The sequence below is a fragment of the Arthrobacter sp. K41 genome (assembly GCF_059089645.1).
The window spans coordinates 16,327-41,771 of record NZ_JBNHEW010000006.1 but is presented as its reverse complement, the minus strand read 5'-3'; the positions used below and the strand labels follow the sequence as shown (position 1 = coordinate 41,771).

Annotated in this window: 27 protein-coding genes and 1 riboswitch; of the genes, 18 read left to right on the top strand and 9 right to left on the bottom strand. The window is 67.3% G+C overall.

What is annotated here, in order from left to right; all coding sequences use genetic code 11:
• Positions 1 to 48 precede the first annotated feature (48 nt).
• The 7 genes from purF (at position 49) to AC5RTE_RS14410 (ending at position 9,273) form a co-directional block, all read left to right on the top strand.
• Complete coding sequence (gene purF / locus AC5RTE_RS14440; protein WP_494042068.1) at positions 49 to 1,719, top strand: amidophosphoribosyltransferase; 1,671 nt, start codon at positions 49 to 51, stop codon at positions 1,717 to 1,719.
• Entirely contained in the window at positions 1,716 to 2,876 is a 1,161-nt protein-coding gene (purM, locus tag AC5RTE_RS14435) for a phosphoribosylformylglycinamidine cyclo-ligase (protein WP_494042067.1), read from the top strand. Before purF ends, purM begins: the two co-directional genes overlap by 4 nt.
• A gap of 151 nt (positions 2,877 to 3,027) precedes the next feature.
• Positions 3,028 to 3,837: an ATP-binding cassette domain-containing protein gene (locus tag AC5RTE_RS14430; RefSeq protein WP_494042066.1), complete on the top strand. Its 810-nt coding sequence runs from the start codon at positions 3,028 to 3,030 to the stop codon at positions 3,835 to 3,837.
• Positions 3,834 to 4,637: an ABC transporter ATP-binding protein gene (locus tag AC5RTE_RS14425; protein WP_494042065.1), complete on the top strand. Its 804-nt coding sequence runs from the start codon at positions 3,834 to 3,836 to the stop codon at positions 4,635 to 4,637. Before AC5RTE_RS14430 ends, AC5RTE_RS14425 begins: the two co-directional genes overlap by 4 nt.
• Complete coding sequence (locus tag AC5RTE_RS14420; RefSeq protein ID WP_494042064.1) at positions 4,634 to 5,887, top strand: MFS transporter; 1,254 nt, start codon at positions 4,634 to 4,636, stop codon at positions 5,885 to 5,887. Before AC5RTE_RS14425 ends, AC5RTE_RS14420 begins: the two co-directional genes overlap by 4 nt.
• Before the next feature lie 78 nt (positions 5,888 to 5,965).
• Positions 5,966 to 7,543, top strand: a complete 1,578-nt coding sequence (locus AC5RTE_RS14415; protein WP_494042063.1) for an ABC transporter substrate-binding protein — start codon at positions 5,966 to 5,968, stop codon at positions 7,541 to 7,543.
• Positions 7,543 to 9,273: an ABC transporter permease subunit gene (locus AC5RTE_RS14410; protein WP_494042062.1), complete on the top strand. Its 1,731-nt coding sequence runs from the start codon at positions 7,543 to 7,545 to the stop codon at positions 9,271 to 9,273. Before AC5RTE_RS14415 ends, AC5RTE_RS14410 begins: the two co-directional genes overlap by 1 nt.
• 174 nt (positions 9,274 to 9,447) lie before the next feature.
• Here AC5RTE_RS14410 and AC5RTE_RS14405 read toward each other — a convergent pair whose 3' ends face one another.
• Complete coding sequence (locus AC5RTE_RS14405; protein WP_494042173.1) at positions 9,448 to 9,681, bottom strand: DUF3073 domain-containing protein; 234 nt, start codon at positions 9,679 to 9,681, stop codon at positions 9,448 to 9,450.
• A 273-nt stretch (positions 9,682 to 9,954) separates the two neighbouring features.
• On the opposite strand from AC5RTE_RS14405, the gene AC5RTE_RS14400 reads away from it, so the two are divergent.
• Entirely contained in the window at positions 9,955 to 10,680 is a 726-nt protein-coding gene (locus AC5RTE_RS14400; RefSeq protein WP_494042061.1) for a septum formation family protein, read from the top strand.
• A gap of 68 nt (positions 10,681 to 10,748) precedes the next feature.
• Here AC5RTE_RS14400 and clpB read toward each other — a convergent pair whose 3' ends face one another.
• Positions 10,749 to 13,406, bottom strand: a complete 2,658-nt coding sequence (gene clpB, locus AC5RTE_RS14395; protein WP_494042060.1) for an ATP-dependent chaperone ClpB — start codon at positions 13,404 to 13,406, stop codon at positions 10,749 to 10,751.
• A 203-nt stretch (positions 13,407 to 13,609) separates the two neighbouring features.
• On the opposite strand from clpB, the gene AC5RTE_RS14390 reads away from it, so the two are divergent.
• Complete coding sequence (locus tag AC5RTE_RS14390) at positions 13,610 to 13,945, top strand: hypothetical protein (RefSeq protein WP_494042059.1); 336 nt, start codon at positions 13,610 to 13,612, stop codon at positions 13,943 to 13,945.
• A gap of 60 nt (positions 13,946 to 14,005) precedes the next feature.
• Here the strand turns inward: AC5RTE_RS14390 and AC5RTE_RS14385 are convergent, their stop codons facing one another.
• The 5 genes from AC5RTE_RS14385 to AC5RTE_RS14365 form a co-directional block, all read right to left on the bottom strand.
• Positions 14,006 to 14,704 (bottom strand): hypothetical protein, encoded by a 699-nt coding sequence (locus AC5RTE_RS14385; protein ID WP_494042058.1) that lies wholly within the window; start codon positions 14,702 to 14,704, stop codon positions 14,006 to 14,008.
• A 90-nt stretch (positions 14,705 to 14,794) separates the two neighbouring features.
• Positions 14,795 to 15,859, bottom strand: coding sequence for a sulfate/molybdate ABC transporter ATP-binding protein (locus AC5RTE_RS14380; protein ID WP_494042057.1), 1,065 nt, complete (start codon positions 15,857 to 15,859; stop codon positions 14,795 to 14,797).
• Positions 15,856 to 16,704 (bottom strand): ABC transporter permease, encoded by an 849-nt coding sequence (locus tag AC5RTE_RS14375; protein WP_494042056.1) that lies wholly within the window; start codon positions 16,702 to 16,704, stop codon positions 15,856 to 15,858. The genes AC5RTE_RS14380 and AC5RTE_RS14375 overlap by 4 nt, the downstream gene beginning before the upstream one ends.
• Positions 16,705 to 16,714: 10 nt before the next feature.
• Positions 16,715 to 17,470, bottom strand: a complete 756-nt coding sequence (modA, locus tag AC5RTE_RS14370) for a molybdate ABC transporter substrate-binding protein (RefSeq protein WP_494042172.1) — start codon at positions 17,468 to 17,470, stop codon at positions 16,715 to 16,717.
• A gap of 14 nt (positions 17,471 to 17,484) precedes the next feature.
• Positions 17,485 to 17,892, bottom strand: coding sequence for a TOBE domain-containing protein (locus tag AC5RTE_RS14365; RefSeq protein WP_494042055.1), 408 nt, complete (start codon positions 17,890 to 17,892; stop codon positions 17,485 to 17,487).
• Positions 17,893 to 18,008: 116 nt separating this feature from the next.
• Between AC5RTE_RS14365 and AC5RTE_RS14360 the strand changes: the two genes are divergently transcribed.
• Together AC5RTE_RS14360 and AC5RTE_RS14355 are read left to right on the top strand one after the other, a co-directional pair.
• Positions 18,009 to 18,878 (top strand): DUF4031 domain-containing protein, encoded by an 870-nt coding sequence (locus tag AC5RTE_RS14360; protein ID WP_494042054.1) that lies wholly within the window; start codon positions 18,009 to 18,011, stop codon positions 18,876 to 18,878.
• The gene (locus tag AC5RTE_RS14355) at positions 18,875 to 19,684 is read left to right on the top strand and encodes a 2-phosphosulfolactate phosphatase (RefSeq protein ID WP_494042053.1); all 810 of its coding nucleotides are present in this window, start codon (positions 18,875 to 18,877) and stop codon (positions 19,682 to 19,684) included. The genes AC5RTE_RS14360 and AC5RTE_RS14355 overlap by 4 nt, the downstream gene beginning before the upstream one ends.
• A 3-nt stretch (positions 19,685 to 19,687) precedes the next feature.
• Here the strand turns inward: AC5RTE_RS14355 and AC5RTE_RS14350 are convergent, their stop codons facing one another.
• Both AC5RTE_RS14350 and AC5RTE_RS14345 read right to left on the bottom strand, forming a co-directional pair.
• Positions 19,688 to 20,089 (bottom strand): YccF domain-containing protein, encoded by a 402-nt coding sequence (locus AC5RTE_RS14350; protein ID WP_494042052.1) that lies wholly within the window; start codon positions 20,087 to 20,089, stop codon positions 19,688 to 19,690.
• A gap of 64 nt (positions 20,090 to 20,153) precedes the next feature.
• Complete coding sequence (locus tag AC5RTE_RS14345; RefSeq protein ID WP_494042051.1) at positions 20,154 to 20,771, bottom strand: phosphoribosylanthranilate isomerase; 618 nt, start codon at positions 20,769 to 20,771, stop codon at positions 20,154 to 20,156.
• A 96-nt stretch (positions 20,772 to 20,867) separates the two neighbouring features.
• Here AC5RTE_RS14345 and AC5RTE_RS14340 point away from each other — a divergent pair, with 96 nt between their 5' ends.
• The 7 genes from AC5RTE_RS14340 to AC5RTE_RS14310 all read left to right on the top strand — a co-directional run bounded on the left by AC5RTE_RS14340 (position 20,868) and on the right by AC5RTE_RS14310 (position 25,397).
• The gene (locus AC5RTE_RS14340; protein WP_494042050.1) at positions 20,868 to 21,458 is read left to right on the top strand and encodes a HutD/Ves family protein; all 591 of its coding nucleotides are present in this window, start codon (positions 20,868 to 20,870) and stop codon (positions 21,456 to 21,458) included.
• Between the two features lie 71 nt (positions 21,459 to 21,529).
• The gene (locus AC5RTE_RS14335; RefSeq protein ID WP_494042049.1) at positions 21,530 to 22,060 is read left to right on the top strand and encodes a ferritin; all 531 of its coding nucleotides are present in this window, start codon (positions 21,530 to 21,532) and stop codon (positions 22,058 to 22,060) included.
• A 144-nt stretch (positions 22,061 to 22,204) separates the two neighbouring features.
• A riboswitch (guanidine-III (ykkC-III) riboswitch) is annotated at positions 22,205 to 22,270 on the top strand.
• A 9-nt stretch (positions 22,271 to 22,279) separates the two neighbouring features.
• On the top strand, positions 22,280 to 22,603 hold the full coding sequence (locus tag AC5RTE_RS14330; RefSeq protein ID WP_494042048.1) for a DMT family transporter: 324 nt from the start codon (positions 22,280 to 22,282) through the stop codon (positions 22,601 to 22,603).
• On the top strand, positions 22,603 to 22,998 hold the full coding sequence (locus AC5RTE_RS14325) for a DMT family transporter (protein ID WP_494042171.1): 396 nt from the start codon (positions 22,603 to 22,605) through the stop codon (positions 22,996 to 22,998). Before AC5RTE_RS14330 ends, AC5RTE_RS14325 begins: the two co-directional genes overlap by 1 nt.
• Positions 22,999 to 23,025: 27 nt before the next feature.
• On the top strand, positions 23,026 to 23,652 hold the full coding sequence (locus AC5RTE_RS14320; RefSeq protein WP_494042047.1) for a nucleoside/nucleotide kinase family protein: 627 nt from the start codon (positions 23,026 to 23,028) through the stop codon (positions 23,650 to 23,652).
• Positions 23,653 to 23,715: 63 nt separating this feature from the next.
• On the top strand, positions 23,716 to 24,711 hold the full coding sequence (locus AC5RTE_RS14315) for an aldo/keto reductase (RefSeq protein WP_494042046.1): 996 nt from the start codon (positions 23,716 to 23,718) through the stop codon (positions 24,709 to 24,711).
• A 35-nt stretch (positions 24,712 to 24,746) separates the two neighbouring features.
• A complete protein-coding gene (locus tag AC5RTE_RS14310; protein ID WP_494042045.1) occupies positions 24,747 to 25,397 on the top strand; it encodes an MBL fold metallo-hydrolase in 651 nt (216 codons plus the stop codon).
• Positions 25,398 to 25,445 lie beyond the last annotated feature (48 nt).

Here is a 25,445-nt window from a genome sequence, read left to right as displayed (position 1 = left end):
AACGGGCGGCCGGAAAAGTCCTCCTCCAGGTCGTGAGATAATCGACCAGTGGCACGCGGCGATGGAAAACTTTCCCATGATCTTCTCCCTGGCGAAAAAGGCCCGCAGGACGCCTGTGGCGTTTTCGGAGTCTGGGCACCAGGTGAAGAAGTAGCAAAACTTACCTATTACGGGCTGTATGCACTGCAGCACCGCGGTCAGGAGTCCGCTGGCATAGCCACCAGCGACGGCAACCGGATCAACGTCTACAAGGACATGGGCCTCGTCTCCCAGGTCTTCGACGAGACCACCTTGAACACCCTTACCGGACACCTGGCGGTGGGCCACTGCCGCTACTCCACCACCGGAGCCAGCCACTGGGCCAACGCCCAGCCCACCCTCGGCGCCACCAGCACCGGAACGGTTGCCCTGGCGCACAACGGCAACCTCACCAACACCGCTGAGCTCAACGCGATGATCCAGGAACGCAACGGCGATCAGCTCACGGGCGAGATGAAGCAGGGCAACACCTCGGATACGGCCCTGGTGACGGCCCTCCTCGAGGGCGAGCCGGGCAAAACCCTCGAAGAGACAGCCATCGAACTGTTGCCCAAAATCAAGGGCGGCTTCTGCTTTGTCTTTATGGACGAAGGCACCCTTTACGCCGCCCGCGACACCTACGGCATCCGCCCGCTGGTCCTGGGCCGGCTGGAGCGCGGCTGGGTTGTCGCCTCCGAGCAGTCGGCACTCGCCACCGTCGGCGCCAGCTTCATCCGTGAGATCGAGCCGGGTGAGTTCATCGCCATCGACGAGCAGGGCGTGCGTTCCCAGCGTTTCGCCGAGCCGACGCCGGCGGGCTGCGTTTTCGAGTACGTTTACCTCGCCCGCCCGGATGCCGCCATCGCCGGCCGATCGGTGTACGAGTCCCGGGTGGAAATGGGCCGCCAGCTGGCCCGCGAAAACACGCAGGCCGCGGACATCGTTATCCCGGTTCCGGAGTCCGGTACGCCTGCAGCCGTGGGTTACGCCGAGGAATCCGGCATCCCGTTCGCCCACGGCTTCGTCAAGAACTCCTACGTAGGCCGCACCTTCATCCAGCCCTCGCAGACCCTGCGCCAGCTCGGCATCCGGCTCAAGCTCAACGCCCTCGAGTCCGTGATCCGCGGCAAGCGCGTGGTGGTGGTGGATGACTCGATCGTCCGCGGCAACACCCAGCGCGCCATCGTCCGGATGCTCCGCGAAGCCGGCGCCGCCGCTGTCCACGTCAAAATCTCCTCCCCGCCGGTCCAGTGGCCCTGCTTCTATGGCATCGACTTCGCCTCCCGCGCGGAGCTGATCGCCAACGGCGCCACAATCGAGGAAATCTCGCAGGCCATCGGCGCGGACTCGCTGGCCTACATCTCCGAGGACGGCATGATCGGCGCCACCCGGCAGCCGCGCGAGCGCCTCTGCACCGCCTGCTTCACCGGCAAGTACCCCATCGAGCTTCCGGGCGCGGACAAGCTCGGGAAGAACCTCCTCGAACGCACCGACCTCGGCGGCCCGAAGCCCTCGCCTTCCGCCCTCCCCGGTGCCACCGCGGCCCTTGCCGTGGACTCCGAAGAGGACCCGGCGGAGAAGTCCGGCGCCACCGGCTGCGATCCCGGACCGGACTCGGAGTTCGAGAACCTGCTGACCGAAGCCGACCTTGTGCCAGACGTACACGCCGCCGCCGGCACTGACAAGAAAGAGTCCGTATGACTTCCGCTGCCCCCGCCTCCGGCAACACCTCCGGGAACACTGCAGGCATCACTTACGCCTCCGCCGGTGTCGATGTCGAAGCCGGCGACCGCGCCGTCGAGCTGATGAAGGATGCCATCAAGGCCACCCACAACTCCTCGGTAATCGGCGGGGTAGGCGGGTTTGCCGGCCTCTACGATGTCTCCACGCTGCTCACCTACAAGAAGCCGCTGCTGGCCACCTCCACCGACGGCGTGGGTACCAAGGTTGCCATTGCCCAGGCCATGGACATCCACGACACCATCGGATTCGACCTGGTGGGCATGGTGGTGGACGACATCGTGGTGGTGGGTGCAGAGCCGTTGTACATGACGGACTACATAGCCTGCGGCAAGGTGGTGCCCGAGCGCATCGCCGATATTGTCCGCGGCATCGCAGCGGCCTGCTCCGTCGCCGGCACCGCACTGGTGGGCGGCGAAACGGCCGAACACCCTGGCTTGCTGGGCGAACACGAGTACGACGTCGCAGGCGCAGCCACCGGCGTTGTTGAGGCCGACCAGCTCCTGGGACCGGACCGTGTCCGCGCCGGGGACGTGGTGATCGGCATGGCTTCCTCCGGCCTCCACTCCAACGGCTACTCGCTTGTCCGCCGCGTAATCAACCACGCCGGCTGGGCATTGGACCGCCAGGTTTCCGAACTGGGCCGCACCCTGGGCGAGGAACTCCTCGAGCCCACCCGCGTCTACGCCGCGGACTGCCTGGACCTCGCCCGCACCTTCCCCGTCACCGGCGCATCAGCGGTGCACGGCTTCAGCCACGTGACCGGCGGAGGCCTGGCTGCCAACCTTGCCCGCGTACTCCCGAAGGGCCTCGTGGCCACGGTGGACCGCTCCACCTGGGAACTGCCCGCCATCTTCAAGCTGGTGTCCGAACTGGGCAACGTCCCGCTGGCGGACCTGGAACGCACGCTGAACCTGGGCGTAGGCATGGTGGCCATCGTCTCGGCTGACGCCGCTGACGCCGCAGTTGCCCGCCTCAACGACCGCGGCCTGCCTTCCTGGGTGATGGGCACCGTCACCAGGGACTCCGATTCCATCCTGAAGTCCGGCCCGGACTACGTTCAGGGCGCCAAGGGTGTGGATGGCGGGGCAGTCCGCCTGGTCAACGCCTACGCCTAGCATTTCCTCGACGCCGGTGGGTGCCTTCAGGGGTACCCACCGGCATTTTTGTGCCCGCTGCACCTCTTTGGCGCATTACGGTTTGCGTAATTGCGAATGATTATTGTTAGTATGAGACCTGCCCTGAGTCCTGTTACGAAATGATGCCCAGATGCCTGCACCCGCCCTCTCCGTGAAAAACCTCGCGCTGGCGCATGCAGGCCAGCCGCTGGTGCATCCCCTGACGTTCTCCGTCCACGCAGGTGAGTGCGTTGCCCTGTTGGGCGCCTCCGGATCGGGAAAGTCACTGACGGCCGCCGCCGTGACTGGAACCGTCCCGGAAGGGATCACCGTCAGCGGGGCAGTCACCTTCCCAGGGCGTCCGGCCGTAGCCGGCAAGGTGCAGGCAGCCCCGGGGAACGCGGCATTAATCCGCCAGGACCCGCAGACCTCCCTCAATCCGCTGGTCCCCGTGGGCAAACAGCTCCTCCTTCCGCTGCGCAGGGCCGGGCTCAGCCGGACGGACGCCCGGACGCAGGCTGGCCGGTTCCTGGCCCGGGCCGGAATCGAGCAGCCTTCAGCCATCCTGCCCCGCTACACCGGCGAGCTGTCCGGCGGGCAGCTGCAAAGAGTCTGCATCGCCCTGGCACTGGCCTGCGGTACCCGCGTCCTCGTGGCTGATGAGCCCACTACCGCCCTGGACGCCGTCACCCGGCTGAAAGTACTTGCGACCCTCGGCGCTTGGGGGGCCGAGGGCCGCACGCTTCTCTTTATTACCCATGACCTCGCGGCCGCCGCCGCGCTGTGCAGCCGCGCCATGGTCATGGAGGGCGGCCGGATCGTGGAAGACGCACCGATGGCGCAACTGCTCCGTACTCCGCGCCACGCCTACACCCGTCGGCTGGTGCAGGCAGCCGGTGCAACTTCGCCCTCGGCTTTTCCGGGAACCCCCGCGGCTGGAACAACAGCGGTGGCAGCATGACCGCCGCCCTGGCCGCAAATGGCATCTCCTTTGCCTACCCGCCCCGCGGCTTCCGCAGCAGGCGACCCGCGGAAAAGACGCTGGCCAACGTCAGCCTTGCCCTCTCCCCCGGCACCAGCACAGCGCTTGTGGGAAGCTCCGGCTCGGGCAAGTCCACCCTGGTGCGGATTCTCCTGGCCATGGCAAAGCCCTCCGCAGGCACCGTGACGCTCGGCGGACGGACCGTGGGGCCCGGAACCGCCAAAACACTTCGCTGGTACCGCCGGACAGTGCAGTACATTCCGCAGAATCCTGCAGGCAGCCTCGATCCCCGGATGACCGTTTCGCAGCTGTTGATGGAACCGTTGCGGCAGCTCCGGCTGGAAGGAAACCACCGGGAGATGATCGGCGATGCGCTGGAACGCGTCGAGGTGCCGGCTGCCCTGATGCACCGCCGCCCGGGGGAACTGTCCGGCGGGCAAAGCCAGAGGGTGGCCATCGCCCGCGCCCTGGTTGTCTCGCCCGCCTACCTCTTGGCCGACGAACCCGTCAGCGGCCTGGACCTCCCCCTCCGGGATACCGTGCTGACATTGTTGGCCGGACTGGTGCGGAATGACAACCTGGGACTGCTCCTGGTCACCCACGACCTGGAAACCGCCCGGCTGTGCGGCACCACGGCCGTGCTTGCAGGCGGCACCGTCGTGGAACAAGGGCCAACGGGGAAGGTGCTGGAAAACCCCGCCAGCCCGGCCGCCGTCGAGCTCGTGCAGGCCTCGGCTAACCTGCAGCTCCACTGCGCCGTCCCGGCGGGTGCCCTGTGACCGCCCTCAGCGCTGCAGAACAGACAGCAGCAGAACCCCGTCCTGCCCCTGGCCTCCTTCTCGCCAGCCAGCTCGTCTTCAACATCGGCTTCTATGCGGTGGTTCCGTTCCTGGCTCTGGTGATGACCCAGGACTTCGGAATGACCGCCACCGCGGTGGGCGTGGTCCTGGGCGCCCGCGTCTTCAGCCAGCAGGGACTCTTCCTGGCGGGCGGGATGATCACGGACCGTTGGGGTCCGCGCCGCGCCATGCTGGCGGGCTGCCTGGTCCGCATCTCCGGCTACCTGACCCTGGCTCTGGCCGGCAGCTTTCCGCTGTTCCTCCTGGGCGCCGTGCTCACGGGCGTGGGCGGCGCACTGTTCTCCCCGGCCCTGGAATCACTGGTTGGCAGGGCAGAAGAACGACGGCGGAACACCAGCGGGAAGGCACCTGGACTTTTTGCGCTCCTCGCCATCTGCGGAGAAATCGGGGCCGTGGCCGGCCCTCTGGTGGGAGCACTGCTGCTGGGGTTTTCCTTCAGCTGGGCCGCGGTGGCCGGGGCGGCGGTCTTTGCCGTCATGACCGGGGTGCTGTGGCACCACGTGCCGGCCCGGGCCGGGACACCTGCTCCAGCCCGCCTGCATTCCCCTGCCCTGCCCGCCGACGGCGTCCCCGCGATGCTGCGGGACAAGCGTTTCCTGGCCTTCGCCGCCCTTTACAGTGTGAACCTGCTGGCCTACAACCAGCTCTACTTCGGCCTTCCCATCGAGCTGACCAGAAGCGGCGCAGGACCTGAGGCCCTGGCCGTGCTGTTCGCCGTTGCCTCCGTCCTTACCGTGGCGCTGCAGTGGCCAATCTCCCGGCTGACCACCCGAATGGGCGCCGGGCGGGCATTGACAACCGGCTTCTTCCTCAAGGGCCTGGCCTTCGCCACCATGGCCCTGCTTGCCAGATTCCCTGCCACCGGCACCCTGCAGCTCCTGCCGCCCCTGCTGCTCGTGGTGGGGCTGTGCCTGGGGCACATGTGCATCGGACCCGTGGCCATGCCGCTGGTCCTCGACTTTGCCCGCGGCCGCCTGACCGGCATCTACTACGGACTTCTTGCGAGCATGGGCGGCTGCGCAGTGCTGCTGGGCAACTTCGTCCTGGGACCGCTCTACTCAGGTGCCTCCCGGCCGGGCCCTGACGCCGTCTGGCCCTGGGCGGTGATGGCGGCACTCATGGTGATTCCCGCCGTCGGACTTCCAAGGCTTCTGCCGGCCAGGCGCTGAACCGCCGCGCATATCAAGTAAACGCTCATTCCGGCAGTAAGCCGGCTCTCCCACCGACAATCGAAGCAGGTAACAAACGTGCCCAAAAAACGACTCCAAACAGGCGTAACTACCCTTTCAGCCCTCCTGATCGCTGCCGGCCTGAGCGGATGTTTCGCCGGCACCGAGCAGGCGGCCGAGGGCGGGGACGGTGCCGGCCGGATCAAGGTGGCCATGCTTCAGCCGCCCCGGTCCGGGTTGTCCCCGTTGAGCGACGACGCCTTCAAGCTGTCGCGCTGGAAGACCGCCGAAACCCTGGTGGTCCTGGATGATCTCGGCGAGGCCAAGCCGGCGCTGGCCACCGAGTGGCAGCAGATCGATGAGACCTCGTGGCGCTTCACTCTCCGGGAAGGTGTGCAGTTCCACGATGGGACAGCCATGACGTCGGCGGAGGTTGTTGCCTCCCTGACCGCTGCCGCGAAGGCCAGCCCTAAGCCAAGGATCCTCGACGGCGTCGAACTTGCGGCCGATGCTGACGGTCCCGGCGCTGTAGTGGTCAGGACGGCGACGCCCGATCCACTTCTGCCCCAGCGGCTGTCCAGTCCCCAGCTGGCCGTCCTCGCGTCCTCGGCTTACCAAGAGGGCGGCATGGTTGACCCGCGGAATGCAGGCACAGGGCCGTACCGGCTGGTGTCTGTGGACGGCACCTCGTCCGCACGGCTGGACCGCTTCGACGGGTATTGGGGTGAAAAAGCGGAGGCCGACGGCGTGGACGTCCAGTTCGTCCCGGACGGAACCGCCCGGGCAGCGGCTCTGCGGACCGGGGATGCGGACATTGTCGAAGCCATACCCGTGGGTCAGGTGGCACAGATCGATCCCGCCCTGGTGCACGAGGTGCCAATGCCGCGGACCAACACGCTCTACCTCAACACTGCCGCGGGTCCGTTCGCTGATCCGGCCGTCCGCGCCGCTGCCCGCGGGGCGATCGATGCCGGCACCGTTGTGGACAGGGTTTACGAAGGACGCGCGGACAAGGCAGCCGGGCTGCTCGGCCCGGCCCTTCCGTGGGCGGCGGACGAGCGGAATAACGAAGGGTACGCTGCAGCCCTTGCTGCCCGCGTTGCCGCAACCGCGGTGAAGGGGACGCCCATCCGGCTTGGAACCTTCACCGACCGGGCCGAGTTGCCGGAAGTTGCGGTCCAGCTGGAGCAGCAGTTGGAAGCCGCCGGTTTCACCGTAGAGCAGGATGTCCGCGAATACCAGCACATCGAGGCGGACGCCCTGGCCGGGAAATTCGATGCCTTCATCCTCTCCCGCGCAACTGTGCTGGATTCCGGTGATCCCGTGGCCTACCTCTACAGCGACTTCTCCTGCAGCGGATCCTTCAACATTTCCCAGTTTTGCGATCCGGCTGTGGACGCAGCCTTGGCCAGGGCCGCAGGCATTCCTGCCGGCCCGGAACGCCGTGCTGCCATCGCGGCCGCCGAAGGCCTCATCCTGGCCCGCGACGCCGCCATCCCGCTGCTGCACGAACGGGTCATCCAGGGCGAATCCGTAAGGGTGCGGGGCGTGGAGCGGGATCCGCGCGAACGGGCTCTGATCACGGGCAGGACAGCAGTCAGCAGCACGACGGAAAGCACGGGCGGCGGGTCCACCGGCACAGGCGCGGCCGGCTGATGCCCGCTCTGGTTTTCCTGAAGGTCACCGTCTCGCGGATCGTCGCCCTCCTCGGGCTGGTGGTGCTGATCGGGATGATGCCGTGGCTCTCGGGGCGTGGCGCCGAGTACACCATCCTCCGTGCCAGGTACGCGGACCGCGAGCCCACGCCGGAAGCATTGGCTGCCATCCGGGCGGAGCTCGGTTTGGAGCAGGGACCGGTGGCCATGCTTGGCTCCTGGGTCCAGGGGGTGCTTGCCGGTGACCTTGGCACGTCCTGGATCAGCAATACTCCGGTGGGACCCGGCGCCGCGGCTGCGTTGAGCGTGTCGGTGACGCTGATGGGTTTCGCCATCGCCATAGCAGCCGTTATTGCCCTGCTGATCTGCGCGCCGGCCGTAGTGGACGGCCTCCGGCAGCGGCGGAGGACAGCGTCCGGCGCGCTTTCCGCCGCACTCACCTCGCTGCCGGAATTCCTGCTTTCCGCCATGCTGCTGGTGGCAGGTGCCATCTGGCTGCAGTGGTTTCCGCCCTTCGGCTGGAAGGGCCCGGAGTACGCCGTCCTGCCCGCCCTGGCCCTCGGCATTCCTGCGGGCGGCCTGATGGGGCTGCTCCTGTCCGACGCCATCCGCGCCGGCTTCGGCGAGAAGTGGGTGGGCACCTGGCGGCTTGCAGGAACAGGACCCGGGCGGCTGACGCTGGCTGTGCTGCGGCGGGCGCTGCCATCGGTGCTGCCACAGATCGGGCTGGTCCTCATCGGGCTGACCGGCGGAGCGGTGGCGGTGGAAAAGGTCTACGCCATTCCGGGGCTCGGCCGCTTGCTCCTCGGTGCCGCCGGCGCCCAGGACATTCCCACCCTCCAGGCCGGCATGCTGGCACTGATGGGGCTGGCACTGCTGGTGGGAACGCTGACGACGGCGGCGCGGTACCTGCTGATTGGGCCCGCGGTCCGCTTCGGCACGCTGCCGCTTCCCGAGCCAGCGCGGTCAGGGCGGCGCCGCCGGCCGGCGGTGCCGGCAGTCGCAGCTGCCGCCTTGCTGCTCATTGTCGGGGCCGGGCTGCTGCGTGATCCCTTCACCTCCGCCCACGCCAGGCTCGCGGCACCCACCTGGGCGCTGCCCTTTGGTGCCGACGCCAGCGGCCGTGACCTCCTGGCCCGGGTGGGACACGGCGCCCTGGGGACGCTGGGGACTGCGCTGGTAGTGGTCCTGGTCTGCCTGGCGGTGGGAATCGCCGTCGGGCTGTTCCCCTTGGCCGCTGCGGGGCCGCTTGAGGTGGCCAACGCCGCGCCGCCCATCCTCGCCGGGCTGGTTGTTGCTGCCGTGCTGGGACCCTCGGCAGAGGGCGCTGCCCTGGCCGTGGCCGCCGTAAGCTGGGCTCCGCTGGCCGCACATACCGCCGCGCTTGCCCAGGAGGCACGGGCGCAATCCTACGTGCAGATCCTCCCTGTTCTGGGGGTGGGCAGGGCGCGCATCATGCTTCGCTACATCCTGCCGGCGGTGGTGCGGCAGCTCCTGCGCCACGCGATGCTCCGGCTGCCGGGGGTTGCCCTTGCCCTGGCGGCACTCGGGTTCCTGGGGCTGGGACCCCAACAGCCGTCACCAGACTGGGGCCTGATCCTGGCCGAGGGCATCGGCTACGTGGAACGGGCGCCGTGGGCGGTCCTGGCACCGGCTTCCGCGCTGGTCCTGGCGTCAGTTCTGGCTGTGAGCCTGGCCGGACAGCAAAAAGCCCGCCCCGGCACCGTATAAGGCGAAGGGGGCGGGCTTTATGTCTGCAGTTCAGCACCCTCAGTCTGCGAAGACCAGGGGGCTACAAAGAAGCGCAGCACTGATCCGAGCTGAAAGACCGGGACCCCGATACTGAATCCATGAGTGCGACGGTGTCACAGGGCTGTCCGGTTACGGCAACAGACCTCGGGACAACTAGCCGATACGACGGGTATCTACCTCGTCGTCATCTTCTTCCAAATCATCCGCGTACTTGTCCACGTAAGCCGAATAGTCCGGTTCAACCGGCTCGTTGGCGAAACGGCTGGGAGCGCGGACTTCTGAACTCTTGAGCTCACGCTGGAGAGCTGTGTAGTCAGTGTTCGGGGAGTAGTACTTGATGTCCCGAGCCTGTTTAGTAGCTTTTGCCTTTTGACGGCCGCGCCCCATGGCGTGACCCCCTTTTGTACTCGGACCGGAGGTGGTCACCTTGGCTATGGTGAGGCCCCGGAATGTTTGGTCAATTTGTCGTACACCTAGATTACATGCTTTCTACTGCTCCCGCTTGCCAGGCGCGCTCCCGCAGTGCCGATGCACATCACATGCAGTACCGCTCCTGCCCTGCCCAGGCCGGAATCAGGCTTTTTTCTTCGGTAGAGTCACATCAGCAACTACTGAGCCCGGCCGGAATTCCGGCGCCCGCGCGGAGAAAAACGCAGGAGGATGCACCCCGTGAACCACCAGGACGTCCCGCCCAAGCCCGCCTCTTCGCCCGCCGCCGGCCTGCCCACGGTACCCGCGGCCGAGTATGGAGTCCCGGCAGTCGAGCCCCCGTTACGCAGGCGGCAACAGCGGAATGAAGCCGGGGCGGGGGGCCGCAACCGGTCGGCCCTCCCGGAGGGGCCCGAAGCGGGCCGCGGGAGCATCAACCAGCGGACGCTGTGGAAGGCGTTGTTCGTTGTTGTTCTCCTGGCGGTCATCGGCTCGCTCGTTTGGCTTGCCCTGTGGTTGAACAGCAACGAAAACCAGGAGGCGTCCGGAGGCGCCGCTGCCGGTGTGCTGGAAACCGCCGCCACTCCCCCCGCCAGCCCGCTGCCCCTGCCCCGCGAGGCGGAACCTGCCGACTATGCCCTGGGCGACTGCTTTAAGGACTTCAGCCCGGAAGCGCTGAAAGCCACGGTTGTCCCCTGCGACACCGGCCATTCAGCCCAACTGGTCGCCTTGTTCCGCTACCCGGAAAGCGAGTCGTACCCGGGCCCCGAGGCGTTGAAGGCCAAAGCCCTGGAAGCGTGCCAGGCCGCAAGACTGGGACCTGCGGCCAACGAGTACACCCTGAACTTCGAGCGGAGCTTTCCCAGTTCCACCAGTTGGGAAAGCGGGGACCGCAGGGTGGACTGCTACGTCACCTCCCCCGGCGGCAACAACGTTAACGCGAGCGTGCTGCCCTAGCGCCTGGGGCACCAGGCGCCAGGGCAGCACGTCCTGGCCCGGCTACACGTCCACTGCTTCCGGTGGGCCTATTCCTTCCGGCGAACCACCAGTCCGGTTCCGGGGACCGCACCGCCGTTGGGCTTGGCCAGCGCTTCCAGCCCCTCGATGGTGAGTTCAACGGAATCGGTGGCCGTGTCCACCAGCACGGTGTCGCCGTCCGAGATTTCGCCGGACAGGATCGCCTTGGCCAGACGGTCGCCGATTTCCCGCTGGACCAGACGGCGCAGTGGCCGGGCGCCGTAGGCGGAGTCGAAGCCGGACATCGCCAGCCAGGCGCGGGCGCCGTCGGTGACGTCGAGGGTCAGCCGGCGCTCGTGCAGCCGCCGTCCCAGTTCGCCCACCTGGAGTTCAACGATGCGGGCAAGCTCCTCCACGGACAGCGGGTCGAACAGCACCACTTCGTCCAGCCGGTTCAGGAACTCCGGCTTGAAGGAGGCGTTGACGGTGGCCATCACGGCGTTCCGTTTGGCCTCGGCATCCAGCGAGGGATCAACCAGGAACTGGCTGCCCAGGTTGGAGGTCAGCACCAGGATCGCGTTGCGGAAGTCCACGGTGCGGCCCTGGCCATCGGTGAGGCGGCCGTCGTCGAGCACCTGCAGGAGGATGTCGAAGACCTCGGGGTGGGCCTTCTCCACTTCGTCCAGCAGCACTACCGAGTACGGACGGCGGCGGACGGCTTCGGTGAGCTGGCCGCCCTCCTCGTAGCCCACGTAGCCCGGAGGGGCACCCACGAGCCGCGCCACGGAATGCTTCTCGCCGTACTCGGACATGTCAATCCGCACCATGGCGCGTTCGTCGTCGAACAGGAAGTCCGCCAGTGCCTTCGCCAGCTCCGTCTTGCCAACGCCTGTGGGGCCAAGGAACAGGAACGAACCGGTGGGGCGGTTGGGATCACTGATGCCGGCGCGGGCGCGGCGGACGGCATCGGACACGGCGGTGACGGCCTTCTTCTGCCCGATCAGCCGCTTTCCGAGCTCCTCCTCCATGTGCAGCAGCTTCTGGCTTTCACCCTGCAGCATCCGGCCTGCGGGGATCCCCGTCCAGGCGGAGATGACCTCGGCTATGTCGTCTGCGGTCACCTGCTCGGCCACCATCTGGGCGGACTTGTCCGTGATGGCGGCTTCGGCCTCCGCGGCAGCGTTCAGCTCCCGCTCGAGCGCCGGAATTTCGCCGTAAAGGATCCGTGACGCCGCCTCGAGATCCCCTTCGCGGGCGGCCATGTCGTACGTGGAACGCAGCTCGTCCAGCTTCGCCTTGAGGTCGCCCACCCGGTTGAGCCCGGCCTTTTCGGCCTCCCAGCGGGCATTCAGCGCAGCCAGTTCCTCTTCCCTGTCCGCCTTGTCCGCCCGCAGCGCGGCAAGGCGCTCCATGGAAGCAGCGTCGGTTTCGCCTTCCAGGGCGAGTTCTTCCATCGTGAGCCGGTCGACGGCGCGGCGGAGCTGGTCGATCTCCTCGGGTGCCGAGTCGATCTCCATCCGCAGTCGGGACGCGGCCTCATCGACTAGGTCGATGGCCTTGTCCGGCAGCTGCCGCCCGGAGATGTAGCGGTTGGAGAGGGTCGCTGCTGCCACCAGGGCAGAGTCTGCGATGGCCACCTTGTGGTGCGCCTCGTAACGCTCCTTCAGGCCGCGGAGGATGCCGATGGTGTCCTCAACGCTGGGCTCACCCACATACACCTGCTGGAAGCGGCGCTCCAGGGCAGGGTCCTTTTCGATGTTCTCGCGGTATTCATCGAGGGTGGTGGCACCGATGAGCCGCAGTTCGCCGCGTGCCAGCATGGGCTTGAGCATGTTGCCCGCGTCCATGGATGAGTCTCCGGTGGCACCTGCACCCACTACCGTGTGGATTTCATCGATGAAGGTGACGATCTGGCCGTCGGAGTTCTTGATTTCCTCGAGGACGGCTTTGAGGCGCTCTTCGAACTCGCCGCGGTACTTGGCGCCGGCCACCATGGAGGCGAGGTCCAGTGCGATGAGGGTCTTCCCGCGCAGGCTTTCGGGCACGTCCCCGGCCACCATGCGCTGGGCGAGTCCTTCGACGACGGCGGTCTTGCCCACGCCGGGCTCACCGATGATGACGGGGTTGTTCTTGGTCCGGCGGCTGAGGACCTGGACGATCCGGCGGATTTCGTTATCGCGGCCGATCACCGGGTCCAGCTTGCCGGACCTGGCCATGGCGGTGAGGTCCGTGCCGAACTTTTCCAGCGACTGGAAGGTGTTCTCCGGGTCCGGGCTGGTGACTTTTCCGTCGCCGCGCACGCCCGGCAGGGCGGCGAGCAGCGCTTCGTGGGAGGCGCCGGCGTCACGCAGCAGCCGGCCTGCGGCGTCGCTTCCGGCCGACAGGCCCAGGAGGAGCACTTCAGTGGAAACAAAGGTGTCGCCCAGCCGGTCGGCTTCCTCCTTCGCGTTTTGGATGGCCTGCAGGGCGGGCCGGGACAGCTGCGCCTGCTGGCTGGACGCCCCGGACGTGGCCGGCAGCGCTTTGATGGCACTGCTGGCCTGGACGCTGACAGCGTCCGGGTCGGCGCCGGTTGCACGGAGAAGCGCCACCGCTACGCCTTCACGCTGGTCCATCAACGCTTTAAGCAAATGGGCAGGTTCCACCTGCGGGTTGCCGGCGGTGGAGGCATTCATGGCCGCAGCCGAAAGAGCCTCCTGGCTCTTGGTGGTGAATTTGACGTCCAAAGAGAGCTCCTTTCAAGGGCAATTGATCTAAGTTGAGTCTACTACGCTCAACTTTGGATGGGGTACTTTTTATTTCCAGTTTTCCCACAGCGAACCCGGACGCCTCACTTCCCGCCCCGTTTCCAAGCAGAGCCATCCACCCTAGGATCGGCTTGTGACCGGGGAGCACAGTGCCGGCCGGCGCACGGGAGACGGGACAGGCAATGAAGAAGTTTGTTGTTCTCTACATCGCAGCACAGTCGGCCCAGGCGCAGATGGCCGAAAGTTCGCCGGAGGCAGCCCGGGAGGGCATGAAAGCGTGGATGGCGTGGGCCGAGGGCGCCGGCGACGGCATTGTGGACCTGGGCACCCCGCTGGGAGCGGGGAAGGAAGTCACCTCAACCGGCACCTCAGATACCAGCACCGGCGTCGCAGGTTACGGAATCCTCCAGGCCGAGGACCTCGCCGGTGCCCAGGCTCTGTTGGACGGCCACCCGCACCTCATGATGCCCGGCGCCAGTATTCAGGTTTACGAGTCCCTGGACCTGCCGGGGATGTAGGCCGCCGCCGTGGGGAGCAGGCCGAGGACCGGCATCCGCTCAACGGCAACGGCAGCGGCGTCAGCCCGCAGGGTAACCGGCCGCCGGTTTGGTCTCGATGTAGTTGATGACCAGGAACTCTCCCGCCGGGACCAGTTCCACATACCAGCGCGTGGGCTTGTCCAGGTCCTCCCAGCTGCCTTGGCCGGCAACCACGGGGCGGTACACGGCATCGAACTTCAGGAACGTGCCGCTGTCTGTGGCGCTCGAGTCGATCTCCTGCAGCAGTTCGAACATTCCCCGCCCGCTGCTTTCCGGTTCAGCAGAGCGGACCGCTGCCAGGTTCTGCTGGTTCATTACCTTCACGGAGGTGAAGTACTGCTGCCAGGCCACGTCGCTGTGCGACGTGAAAAGGGTGTTCGAGTAGGCCTCCGCGTTCCTGGCCGCGAGCCGCTCGACACAGTTCCCGGGGACCGCGGTGCCTGGAGTCCAGGCGCTGACCAGCTCCGAACCGGCGTTGAGCCAGGCGCTGTAGGCGTTCAGGACACTGCCGATCGTCTCGCGCGGTGTGCCGATGGGGATCCGGACCGGCAGCAGGTCGTTCTGGCCAACGAAGGGGCACTCGGCCGGCAGCGCGGACACCGGCGTAGCCGGGGCGATGTCCGGCAGAGGGGCCGGCGACGGGAAGAGGCTGCAACCGCTTGTGCCAGCCAGCAACGCAAGGGCGGCAGCCGCCGTCGTAATTTTTCTGCCGAGGACATGCCCCGCTGGTACGTTCATTAGTTCTCCCCCAATACGCCGCGCCCGTCCGCGCGACGCTGACCAGCCTACCCTTCGGGCTCACCGCACCATTAGCCGGGGCAAGGGCGACTAGTTCGGGTAGATGGCCACGGACCCGGCCTTGATCACGAAGTACACCCGCATGCCTGGCGCCAGCGCGAGATCAGCGGCGGCGGCCGGCGTGATGTCCGCGTTCAGCTGCCCGCTTTCGCCCGCGCGGACGCGGACCCGGTCCCCGTGCGGCTCCAGGTCGGTGATGGTCACCGGAAAGGCGTTGCGCGGGCTGCCGTGCGCTTCAGACAGGAAAACCGAAACGGCCGACGGCGGGAAAACCGCCACGCCTGGCTGTCCGGCGGGCAGCGGGCCCGGAAGCTCGTGGTGCTGCCCGTAGAGGTTCAGCCCGCCGGACCGAAGCCCATGGTCCGTTATTTCGCCGGCCAGGAAATTGAGCCCTGCGAGCCCGGCGGCGAACCGGCTGCGGGGCCGCTGGAGAACCTCCCGGGTGGGGCCTTCTTCTGAGATTCTGCCCTTCTCCAAGATGACCACGCGGTCCGCCAGCATCAGGGCATCCAGGACGTCGTGGGTGATGATGATGGCCGGCCTGGCCGCCAGGACCCGCTTCAACAGGCGGCGCAGCAGCAACGCGGAATGGATGTCAAGGGCAGCCATGGGCTCATCCAGAAGAAGGAGCCCGGGATCTGCTGCCAGGGCGCGGGCCACGGCAACCCGCTGGGCCTGGCCGCCGGACAGCCCCGCCGGACGGCGGCCATGAAGATCCTGCGCTTCCACCTCGGCCAGCCAGCGCGCAGCTTCTGTCCGTGCCTGGCGCCTGGCCACCCCGGCGCTCCGTGGCCCGAAGGCCACGTTTTCCAAGGCGTCGAGATGCGGAAACAGCAGGGGTTCCTGGGCGAGCAGGGCGGTGCCGCGGCGGTGCGGCGGCGTCCATGTCCTCCTGCCCGGCGAGAGATCGAACAGTGTCTTCCCGTCAAGCTCGGCCCGCCCGCTGTCCGGCCGAAGCAGGCCTGCGATTGCGGACAGCAGGGTTGATTTACCCGCACCGTTCGGCCCCATCACTGCCACTGTTTCACGGGGGCCGACAGTGAGGGCCACGTCGAATCCCCGCTCCGCCACGGTTGCCTCAAAGATCAACGTCACGGGCCGTTCCCGCCCGGCGCGGCGGCCGTCGTCGTGCGATGCCTGGACGCCCGGAAGGGACTGTTGCCGGGCCGGCGGTACGCAAGTGCCACCACAACGACCGCCACAGCCACCAGTACCAGGGACAGTGCGGCGGCGGAATCCGGATCCGTTTCCCGCTGCAGGTAGATTTCCAGCGGCAGGGTCCGGGTCACCCCCTGGAGACTGCCTGCGAACGTCAAGGTGGCGCCGAATTCACCCAGGCTGCGGGCGAAGGCCAGCACCGCACCGGAGGCCAGGCCGGGCAGCACCAGCGGCAGCGTTACACGGCGGAACACCCGCCCGGGCGAGGCGCCGAGGGTGGCCGCCACGGCTTCATACCGTTCTCCTCCGGTCCGCAGGGCCCCTTCGAGGCTCACCACCAGGAAGGGCAAGGCCACGAAGGTCTGGGCCAGGACAACGGCCGTGGTGGAAAAAGCGATCTGGAGGCCGAAGACGTCCAGGGTCCTGCCAAGGAGGCCCTGGCGGCCGAACGTGTACAGGAGCGCGATGCCGCCCACCACGGGCGGCAGCACGAGTGGGAGAAGCACCAGCGAGCGCAACAGGCCCTGCAGCGGAAACCTGCCCCGGGCCAGGACCAGCGCCAGCGGCACACCCAGCGCGATGCACAGGACCGTGCTGGCGGCGGAGGTCCGCAGGCTCAGGCCCAGGGCTGACATGGCGGATTCGGAGGTGACCAACGGAAGGAAGTTGCCCCAGTTGACCCTTGCCACGAGGGCGGCCAGCGGCAGGACCACCACCAGCGCGGCCAGGACCGCGACGGCATGCACCCAGCGCGGTATGCCGCTGTAGGCCTGGCGGCTCACGGGCTGCTGCTCACTGTTGACCACTGCCGAAGCCGGCGGATGCCAGGACTTGTTGGCCTTCGGGGCTGGCCAGCAGCTCGAGGAAGGCCCGGGCGTCTGCGCTGTTCCGGCTGTTGGCCAGCACGGCGGCCGGGTAGCTGTTGACGGTGGTGGCGGCTTCCGGGAAGGGAACAGCATCCACCTTTCCTGCAGCGGACCGGACATCGGTGACGTAGACCAACCCCGCGTCGGCTTCCCCGGAGATGACTTTGCCCAGCACATCCGTCACGGAGTTTTCCTCACTGACCGGGTTGAGCTCGGCACCAGTCCGCTGTTCGATGGCGGCAACGGCGGCACCGCATGGCACCTGCCGTGCACACTGGACCAGCCGCGTACCCGGTTCCGCAAGATCCGTGAAGGAGCTGATGCCGGCCGGGTTTCCTGGCGGGACTGCGATGGCGAGCGTGTTGGTGGCGAAGACCCTGGGACCGCCGTCCACCAGCCCGGCCTCCTGCAGCTTTTCCATGTTCCTGGTGTCGGCGGAAGCGAAGACGTCAGCCCGTGCGCCCTGGCTGATCTGCGTGGCAAGGTCCGCGGAGCCGGCGAAGCTGAGGCTGACGGTTGTGCCGGGGCGCCTGGCTTCGAACGTCCGGGCCAGCTCCGTGAAGCTGGCCTTGAGGGAGGCGGCGGCAAAGATCGTCAGTAACCCGCCGCTGCCGGCGGCCTGGCCGCTGCCACCGCAGGCTGCCAGCGCAGCCGTCATCAGGACCGCGAGCAGCAGGGCCATTCCCTTCTGGCCCGTCACAGGCCCTTGCCCTGCGGCGTCTCGATGATGACCGTGGTGGCTTTGACCACGGCGGTGGCCACGGAACCGAGCTCCAACCCCAGATCGCGGACAGCTTCGCTGCTCATCAGCGATACCACCCGGAACGGCCCGCACTGCAACTCAACCTGGGCCATCACTTTGTCCGCTGTGATGCCGGTGACCAGCCCCACAAACCGGTTCCGCGCCGAACTGCCTGTGCGGTGCGGATCGTCCGGCAGTTGAGCCAACTTCTGCGCATGCCGGGCCAATTCCAGCCCGCCGACGGCGATCCGGCCGCCGTCGTCCTTCACGGGGGTAAGGGAGCCGTTGTCCAGCCAGCGGCGCACGGTATCGTCACTGACACCCAGGAAGCGGGCAGCCTCAGCAACGCGGATAATCGTCATAACGGCAGTTTAGGGCTCATTTGCGGAAACAGTCTTACAAAACTGCCGCAGCTTCGGAATTACCGGCCCGCTGCCGGCACCCGGTTCCCCCCGGCAGGTCCCACTAGACTTCCTGCATGGCCATCTACATCGACCCGCCCCTCTGGCCTGCCCACGGGACGCACTTCTCGCACCTGGTCTCGGACTCGTCGCTGGCGGAACTGCATCAATTCGCCGCCGCGGCCGGGATTCCGGAGCGCGCCTTCGACGCCGACCACTACGACGTTGCCGAGCGCCGCTTCGATGACCTGGTGGCCGCAGGAGCGGTTCCGGTGGAGGCCCGGGTCCTGGTCCGCAAACTGATTGCAAGCGGGCTGCGGATCCCTGCCCGGCAGCGGAACAAGTCACTCAAGGTTCCGCTGTTCAACCGCTGGGACGCCATCATGCCCGGCCACGACGCGCTCTTCCTCGACCTTCTGGACCGGTGGAGCGAGCCCCACCGCCGGTACCACGGCTGCACCCACCTGCTCTCAGTCCTGGAAGCCCTCGACCTGTTGGCCGATCCGGCCGACCCTCCCCGGACCGTGCTGCTGGCCGCCTGGTTCCACGACGCCGTCTACCGGGGTGCGGCCGGCCAGGACGAGGAGGAATCAGCACGCCTCGCGGAGGACCGGCTCCCTGCTGCCGGCCTTGACGAAGCGGACGTGGCTGAGGTGGCCCGGCTGGTGCGGCTGACGTCTCGCCACCGCCCGGAATACGGGGACGACGACGGCGCCCTCCTCTGCGACGCCGACCTTTCGGTTCTCGGGGGCGAACCTGACGAGTACGCCAGGTATGTTGCGGACGTCCGCCAGGATTATGCCCACATCGGTGACGCCGACTTCGCAGCCGGACGCGCGGCTGTCGTACGCCACCTGCTGGAACTTGACCCGCTGTTCCACAGCGGCCGGGCCCGGGAGCTTTGGCTGGACGCCGCGCACCGGAATTTAAGAGGTGAACTGGCGTGAACGCAGGTCCCTCAAACGCTGCCCGCACCTTTGCAGCGAGCGCAGCCCACCGGCAACTGCCCTACACCGTGCGGATGGAGTGGGGGCTGGACGGTGCCAGGACCGTAACGTCCGGGGCGGACCTCGCCGTGGTGGTGGACGTGTTGTCTTTCGGCACCTGCGTCAGCGTGGTCCTGGACCGGGGCGGCGTGGTTTTTCCTTTCCCCTGGAAGGACACGGGCGCTGAGGGCTTTGCCGCGCGCCACGGGGCCCAACTGGCCGGGCCCCGCAACGGGGGCGGGCTCAGCCTTTCCCCCGCCAGCCTCCGCGCTGCAGCGTCGCTGGACCGGGTGGTGCTGCCGTCCCCGAACGGTTCGGCGCTCTGCCACGGGCTGGCGCGCGAGGTCCCGCTGGTAGCAGCCGTGTCCCTGCGCAATGCCGCGGCAACAGCCGACTGGGTAGCTGCCAACCTCGCCGAGGAGGCGGTGGTCGCGGTGATTGCTGCCGGTGAGCGGTGGCCGGACGGCACGCTGCGCCCCGCAGTGGAGGACCAGATCGGGGCAGGCGCATTCATCGCCGGACTGGTAGCTGCGGGCAAGGGCGGCTACGAGGCGGAGGACGGCAGGCATGGCTACTCGCCGGAGGCCGTGGCGGCGATGGCGGTCTTCGAAGCCGCGGAGCAGAGGCTCCGCGGGATGCTGCACGGTTGTTCCAGCGGCCTCGAGCTGGCCGGTGCGGGCTACGCCGGGGACGTGGACATCGCCGCGGAACTGGACGGCAGCAGCGCGGTGGCCATCCTGGCGGACGGGGCCTTCAGCCCGCGCTGACTCTTACCGGTAGGCGGCTACGAATGGTGCGCTGGTAGGTACGATCTGCTTACCCAGCGGCATCAGGGATACCGGGATGAGCTTCAGGTTGGCAATGGCCAGCGGGATGCCGATGATAGTCACTGCCATGGCAAAGGAGGTGACCACGTGGCCGATGGCGATCCAGATGCCCGCCACCAAAAGCCAGATCACGTTGCCCAGCAGCGAAAAGACTCCTGAGCCGCCGGGCTTGTCCACCACCGTCCGGCCGAACGGCCACAGCGTGTATTCGGCAATCCTGAACGAGGCGATGCCCCACGGGATGGTGACGATCAGCAGGCAGCAAATAACCCCCGCCACGAAGTAGCCCAGCGCGAGCCAGAATCCCCCGAAAACCAGCCAGATGATGTTGAGCAGTGTCTTCATGCATCCATTGTGCCCTTGGGGTGCGACAGAAAGGGATGGGGGCCTTCCCTGACTGCCCCCTGAATCAGTGCCGGACCGGGGAGGCGCCCTTCACTGCCTGCACGAAGGCGCGCACCCTGGCGAGGTCTTTGACGCCCCGGGACGCCTCCACGCCGGACGACACGTCCACGCCCCAGGCATGGGCAGCCGTGGAGGCAGCACCCACGTTGGCCGGGTCCAGCCCGCCGGCGAGGAGCCAGTGCCGGCCCTGAAGCACAGGCAGGGCGGCCACTGAGGCGTAGTCCCAGGCCTCCCCCGAGCCAGGCACAGCGGCGTCGATCAGCAGAATGTCCTCTCCCCAGTCTTCGAATTCCTCTGCAGTGGCACCCACGGTGATTGCCCGGATCAGCTTCATGCCGGCGTCGTGGACTGTTGCGACGTCCTGCCGGGAGCGCGGGCCGTGCAGCTGGATCCACTCCAGGCCGGCAGCACGGGCGATTGCCACGGCATCAGCTACCGGCTCGTGGCGGAATACGCCGATGGGCGAGACGTCCGCGGGGACCTCCGCCAGCAACGAGGACACCTGGGAGGGCGAAACGACGCGCGGGCTGGCGGTGAGGACGAAACCGACCGCATCCGCCCCGGCGTTCACCGCTTCACGGACGGATTCGGGCGTACTGAGACCACACACTTTCACAAACATTCCCGGCTCCTTGAGGCTGTTTCGGTGTTATCCCCCCGGAGGAGAGTAGCAGGAGGCCGGGGCCCGGAGTGGACGCGGGCCAATTAGGCTGGGCAGATGGAGATCATCCGCTTTGCAGACCTCAAGCCCCAACCATGGCGCAACGGCGCCGGGGTGACGCGCCAGCTCGCCAGCCACCCCGCGGCGGCTTCAACGCAGGACGGATCCTGGGACTGGCGGGTCAGCATCGCGGACGTCAGCAAGGCCAGCGACTTCTCCCCGTTCCCCGGCATGGAACGGGTGCTGACGGTGATTGACGGCGAACTGCTGTTGCTCTCGGTGGACGGCGCCGAACACCCGCTCGAGAAGTTCCGGGCGTTCCGCTTCCCGGGCGGCGCGGCTACTTCCGCCAAGCTGCCCACGGGCGACATCCGGAACCTCAACGTCATCACAAGGACCGGCAGCTTCAAGGGTTTTACGTCCATCATTGAGCTCTCCAAGAAGCGCGCGAAACCCCTCTTTGCAGGACAACTGGGAATCCTGCTTCAGGGGCAGGCTACAGCCGGTGTGGAGACGGAGGAACCCGAGGCCTTGGCACAGTATGACGCCGTGGTGGGCTCCGACGTCGGCACCCCTGACGTCCTGGGCCGCGGCTTCCTGGCCGTTGTATCCATTGACCCGGTCGAGGAAGAGCCCGAAGGGGCATAGGACAGCCTGGCCTTGCATAGCAGAGCCTTTCCACACTGGTGGGCGCCCGCGGCCGTCCCTAGACTCGGGCTATGACCACTTCAACGTTCAATGCACTCCTGTCCACGCAGATCGGCAACGAATTCACGGCATCGCAGCAGTACATTGCCGTGGCCACCTGGTTCGCCAACCAGGACCTCCCGCAGCTGGCCAGGTACTTCTACCGCCAGTCCGTGGAGGAGCGGAACCACGCCATGATGATGGTGCAGTACATGCTGGACCGGGACATCACCTTCACCATCCCGGGCGTTCCGGCGGTCCGCAACGACTTCGCCTCCGTGACTGAGCCGTTGGCCCTGGCCCTGCAGCAGGAAAAGGAAGTCACCCGCAATATCGAGGACCTGTTCCGGGCTGCGCGCGGCGAGAACGACGCCCTTGGCGAGCAGTTCATGCTCTGGTTCTTGAAGGAGCAGGTGGAGGAAGTCGCTTCCATGACCACGCTGCTGAACATCGCTGAGCGCGCGGACAACCTGTTCGACATCGAAAACTTCATTGCCCGGGAAACCATCGGTGATGGCGGCCGGGACTCCGCGGCCCCCGAAGCTGCCGGCGGCGCCCTCTAGCCTTTGGTCCGCCCGCCCGGGCGGCCAGCGCCGCGTGCCGTTGTGGAACCCCGGAGCGGCACGTGGCGCTGCCTGCTTGGATGCAGCTGGTGAGGTTGGGCACCATCGTTGGGCGCCCGGCGCCCGGCGTTGCTACGCTGGAAAGGTAGGCCCTGCAGACGGGCCTCCGGACGACGGTTCAGTACCCGGCAAGCGACAAGACTGGCCAAAGGATCTGTCATGCCGTGGTTAATCCTCATTCTTTCCGGTGCCCTTGAAGCCGTGTGGGCGGCCGCCCTGCACCGCGCTTTTCAAGCGTCGGGCCGGCGCCGCATCGCCCCCGCTTTGTTGTTCCTGGCCTCCGTGGCAGCGAGCACCGGCGGCCTGGCCATCGCCATGCAAACCATCCCCACCGGCACCGCCTACGCCGTCTGGGTGGGAGTGGGCGTAGTGCTCACCTCCGCATATGCCATCATCACCAAAGTGGAACGCCCGACGGCGGCACGCCTGCTCCTGCTGTCCGGCATCGCTGTGTGCGTGGTGGGCCTGAAGGTGGTGGCGTGATGCTCCGGCGTTCGATTCCCTGGCTGGTACTGCTGGCCTCTGCCGTCCTCGAAGCGGTCTGGGCCACAGCCCTTGGCTTGTCGGACGGTTTCACAAAGCCGGCGCCAACCCTGGTTTTCGCGGTGACAGCAACCCTGAGCATGCTGGGTCTGGGCATGGCCATCCGCAGCATTCCCCTCGGGACCGCCTACGCCGTGTGGGTGGGGATCGGGGCAGCGCTGACTGTTGGCTGGGCGATGGCCACCGGCGCGGAACCCTTCAGCGTGCTCAAGGTGGTCTTCATTGCCGGGATCGTCGCCTGTGCGGCCGGGCTCAAGGCGCTGCCCGGCGGCACCGGCTCCCCTGGGTCCGGGTCCGAGGCCGCCGCCTCCGCTTCGGCTTCCACCAGTCCCTGATGTTCCTGGCGCCGTTAGGCTTTTGCCATGGACTCCCCAGAGATTACTGAGGCCCTGGCTGCCCTGCGCGAAAGACTGCACGGCGGCCGGCGGGTGCTGCTGGGCGTCGCGGGGGCGCCGGGTTCCGGAAAGTCCACCTTCGCTGCCTGGATCCAGCAGCAGTTCGACCCCGGGCAGGCAGCCGTGGTGCCCATGGATGGCTTCCACCTGGGGAACGCCATCATCGAGGGGACGCCGCTGCGGCAGCGCAAGGGAGCCATCGACACGTTCGACGCCGGCGGTTACCTGTCGCTGCTGCGCCGCCTGGTGCGCCGGGATGAGCCAGTCGTTTACGCCCCGGAGTTCCGGCGCACCCTGGATGAACCCGTGGCAGCCTCCATCGTGGTCCCGGCGGAAGTGCCGCTGGTGATCACTGAAGGCAACTACCTGCTGGTGGAGCAGGAGCCCTGGAAAGACATCAGGGCGCAGCTGGACGAGGTCTGGTTCGTGGACACGCCTCACGCGCTGCGGTTGAGCCGCCTGGTGGAACGGCACGTGTCCTTTGGCATGGAACCTGTCGCGGCGGAAGCCTGGGCAACGGGGCCTGACGAGGCCAACGCGGTGCTGATCCAGGCGACCCGCCCGGCAGCGGACCGGCTCATCCCCTGGCACTAACGGAATACAGCCACCCAGGACGGGGTTCTTGGCTTGGATAACTTCGATGATGGGAGCACGACCATGACTGGACCCACCGTTCACCTCGGCGATGGCCTTCGGGTCAGCCCGCTCGGCTTCGGCGGAATGGCGCTCACACCGGTCTATGGCGATGTTGATCCGGCCGACGCGCTCCGGACGCTGCACCACGCCGTCGACTCCGGCGTCAGCTTCGTTGACACGGCGAATATCTACGGCGGGGGCAGCAACGAAGAACTGATCGCGCAACTGCTGAAGAAGCGGCGGGACGAGGTCCAGCTCGCCACCAAGTTCGGCCTGGTGGGCTCGCCGGCGGACGGGTACACAGACATCCGCGGCGACGCCGCCCATATCCGGCAGGCCGTGGACCGCAGCCTGAAACGGCTGGGCACGGACGTCATCGACCTCTACTACATGCACCGCCGTGACCTCCGCGTTCCGATTGTGGAAACCGTGGAGGCCATGGCGGAGCTTGTGCAGCAGGGCAAGGTCAAGCACCTGGGGCTCTCGGAAGTGACGGCCCAGGAGCTTGAGGAAGCCTCCGCCGTCCACCCGATTGCTGCCGTCCAGAGCGAATGGTCCATCTGGAGCCGCGACGTGGAACGCAACGTTGTTCCTGCCGCCGCCGCCCTCGGGGTGGGTTTTGTGCCGTACTCGCCGCTGGGCCGGGGATTCCTCACCGGCACCGTTGACGCCTCGAACCTGGGGGACAATGACTTCCGACGCCGCATCCCCCGCTTCGCCCCGGACGCCGCCAGTGCGAACGAGGCTGTAGTGGACACCGTCCGGTCCGTGGCGGACGAGATTGATGCGACGCCCGCCCAGGTGGCCCTGGCATGGCTGCTCGCCCAAGGCAAACGGCTGGGACTTCCAGTGGTCCCCATCCCCGGCACCCGCAAAAGGCACCGGATCAACGAAAACCTGGGCGCACTGGCCCTGGTACTGACTTCCGCGCAACTGGATGCACTTGGCGAAGCATCGGACGCCGTCGTGGGGTCCCGCTCCGCCGATCCCAATTGGGTATCTCAAGGCCGCGAGTAGCCCGGCCACAAAAGGGCGTCCCTAGACTGAAGCCTATGGACTCACTTCTGTACGACCTGCCGGCCCTGACCATCCGCCGGATCCCAGTCAGCGAGATGGACAACAATGTGTACCTGCTGACGGCCAAAACCAGCGGCGAACAGGTGCTGATCGACGCCGCGGATGATCCTGCTGCCATCCAGCAGTTGCTGCAGGACTCCTCCGCGGACACGGCGGGTGAGCCCCGGCTCGCCCTGATTGCCACCACCCACCAGCACTGGGACCACGTGCGGGCGCTGAAGGAGCTGGTTGAGGCAACCGGTGCGCCCACTGCCGCTGGAGCGGACGACGCCGACGCGTTGCCTGTCGCGGTCGACCGGCGCCTCCAGCACGGGGACACGGTGGCCGTAGACGGCTTTGAGCTGACAGCAGTCCACCTGCGCGGACACACTCCGGGCTCAATAGCGTTGGTGTATGAGGACCCGGAAGGCCCCGCGCATATCTTCTCCGGCGACTCACTGTTCCCCGGCGGAGTGGGCAACACCCAGAAGGATCCGGACCGGTTCAACCAGCTGATCACCGATGTGGGCGGGCGTCTGTTCGGCGCCTACCCGGACTCCGCCGTCGTACACCCTGGCCATGGCAAACCCACAACCCTGGGCGCCGAGCGGCCGCACCTTGAGGAGTGGCGCGCCCGCGGCTGGTGACACAACCGCATTGAAGCAGTGGTTGAGCCCATCCAAATCTGACGGGCT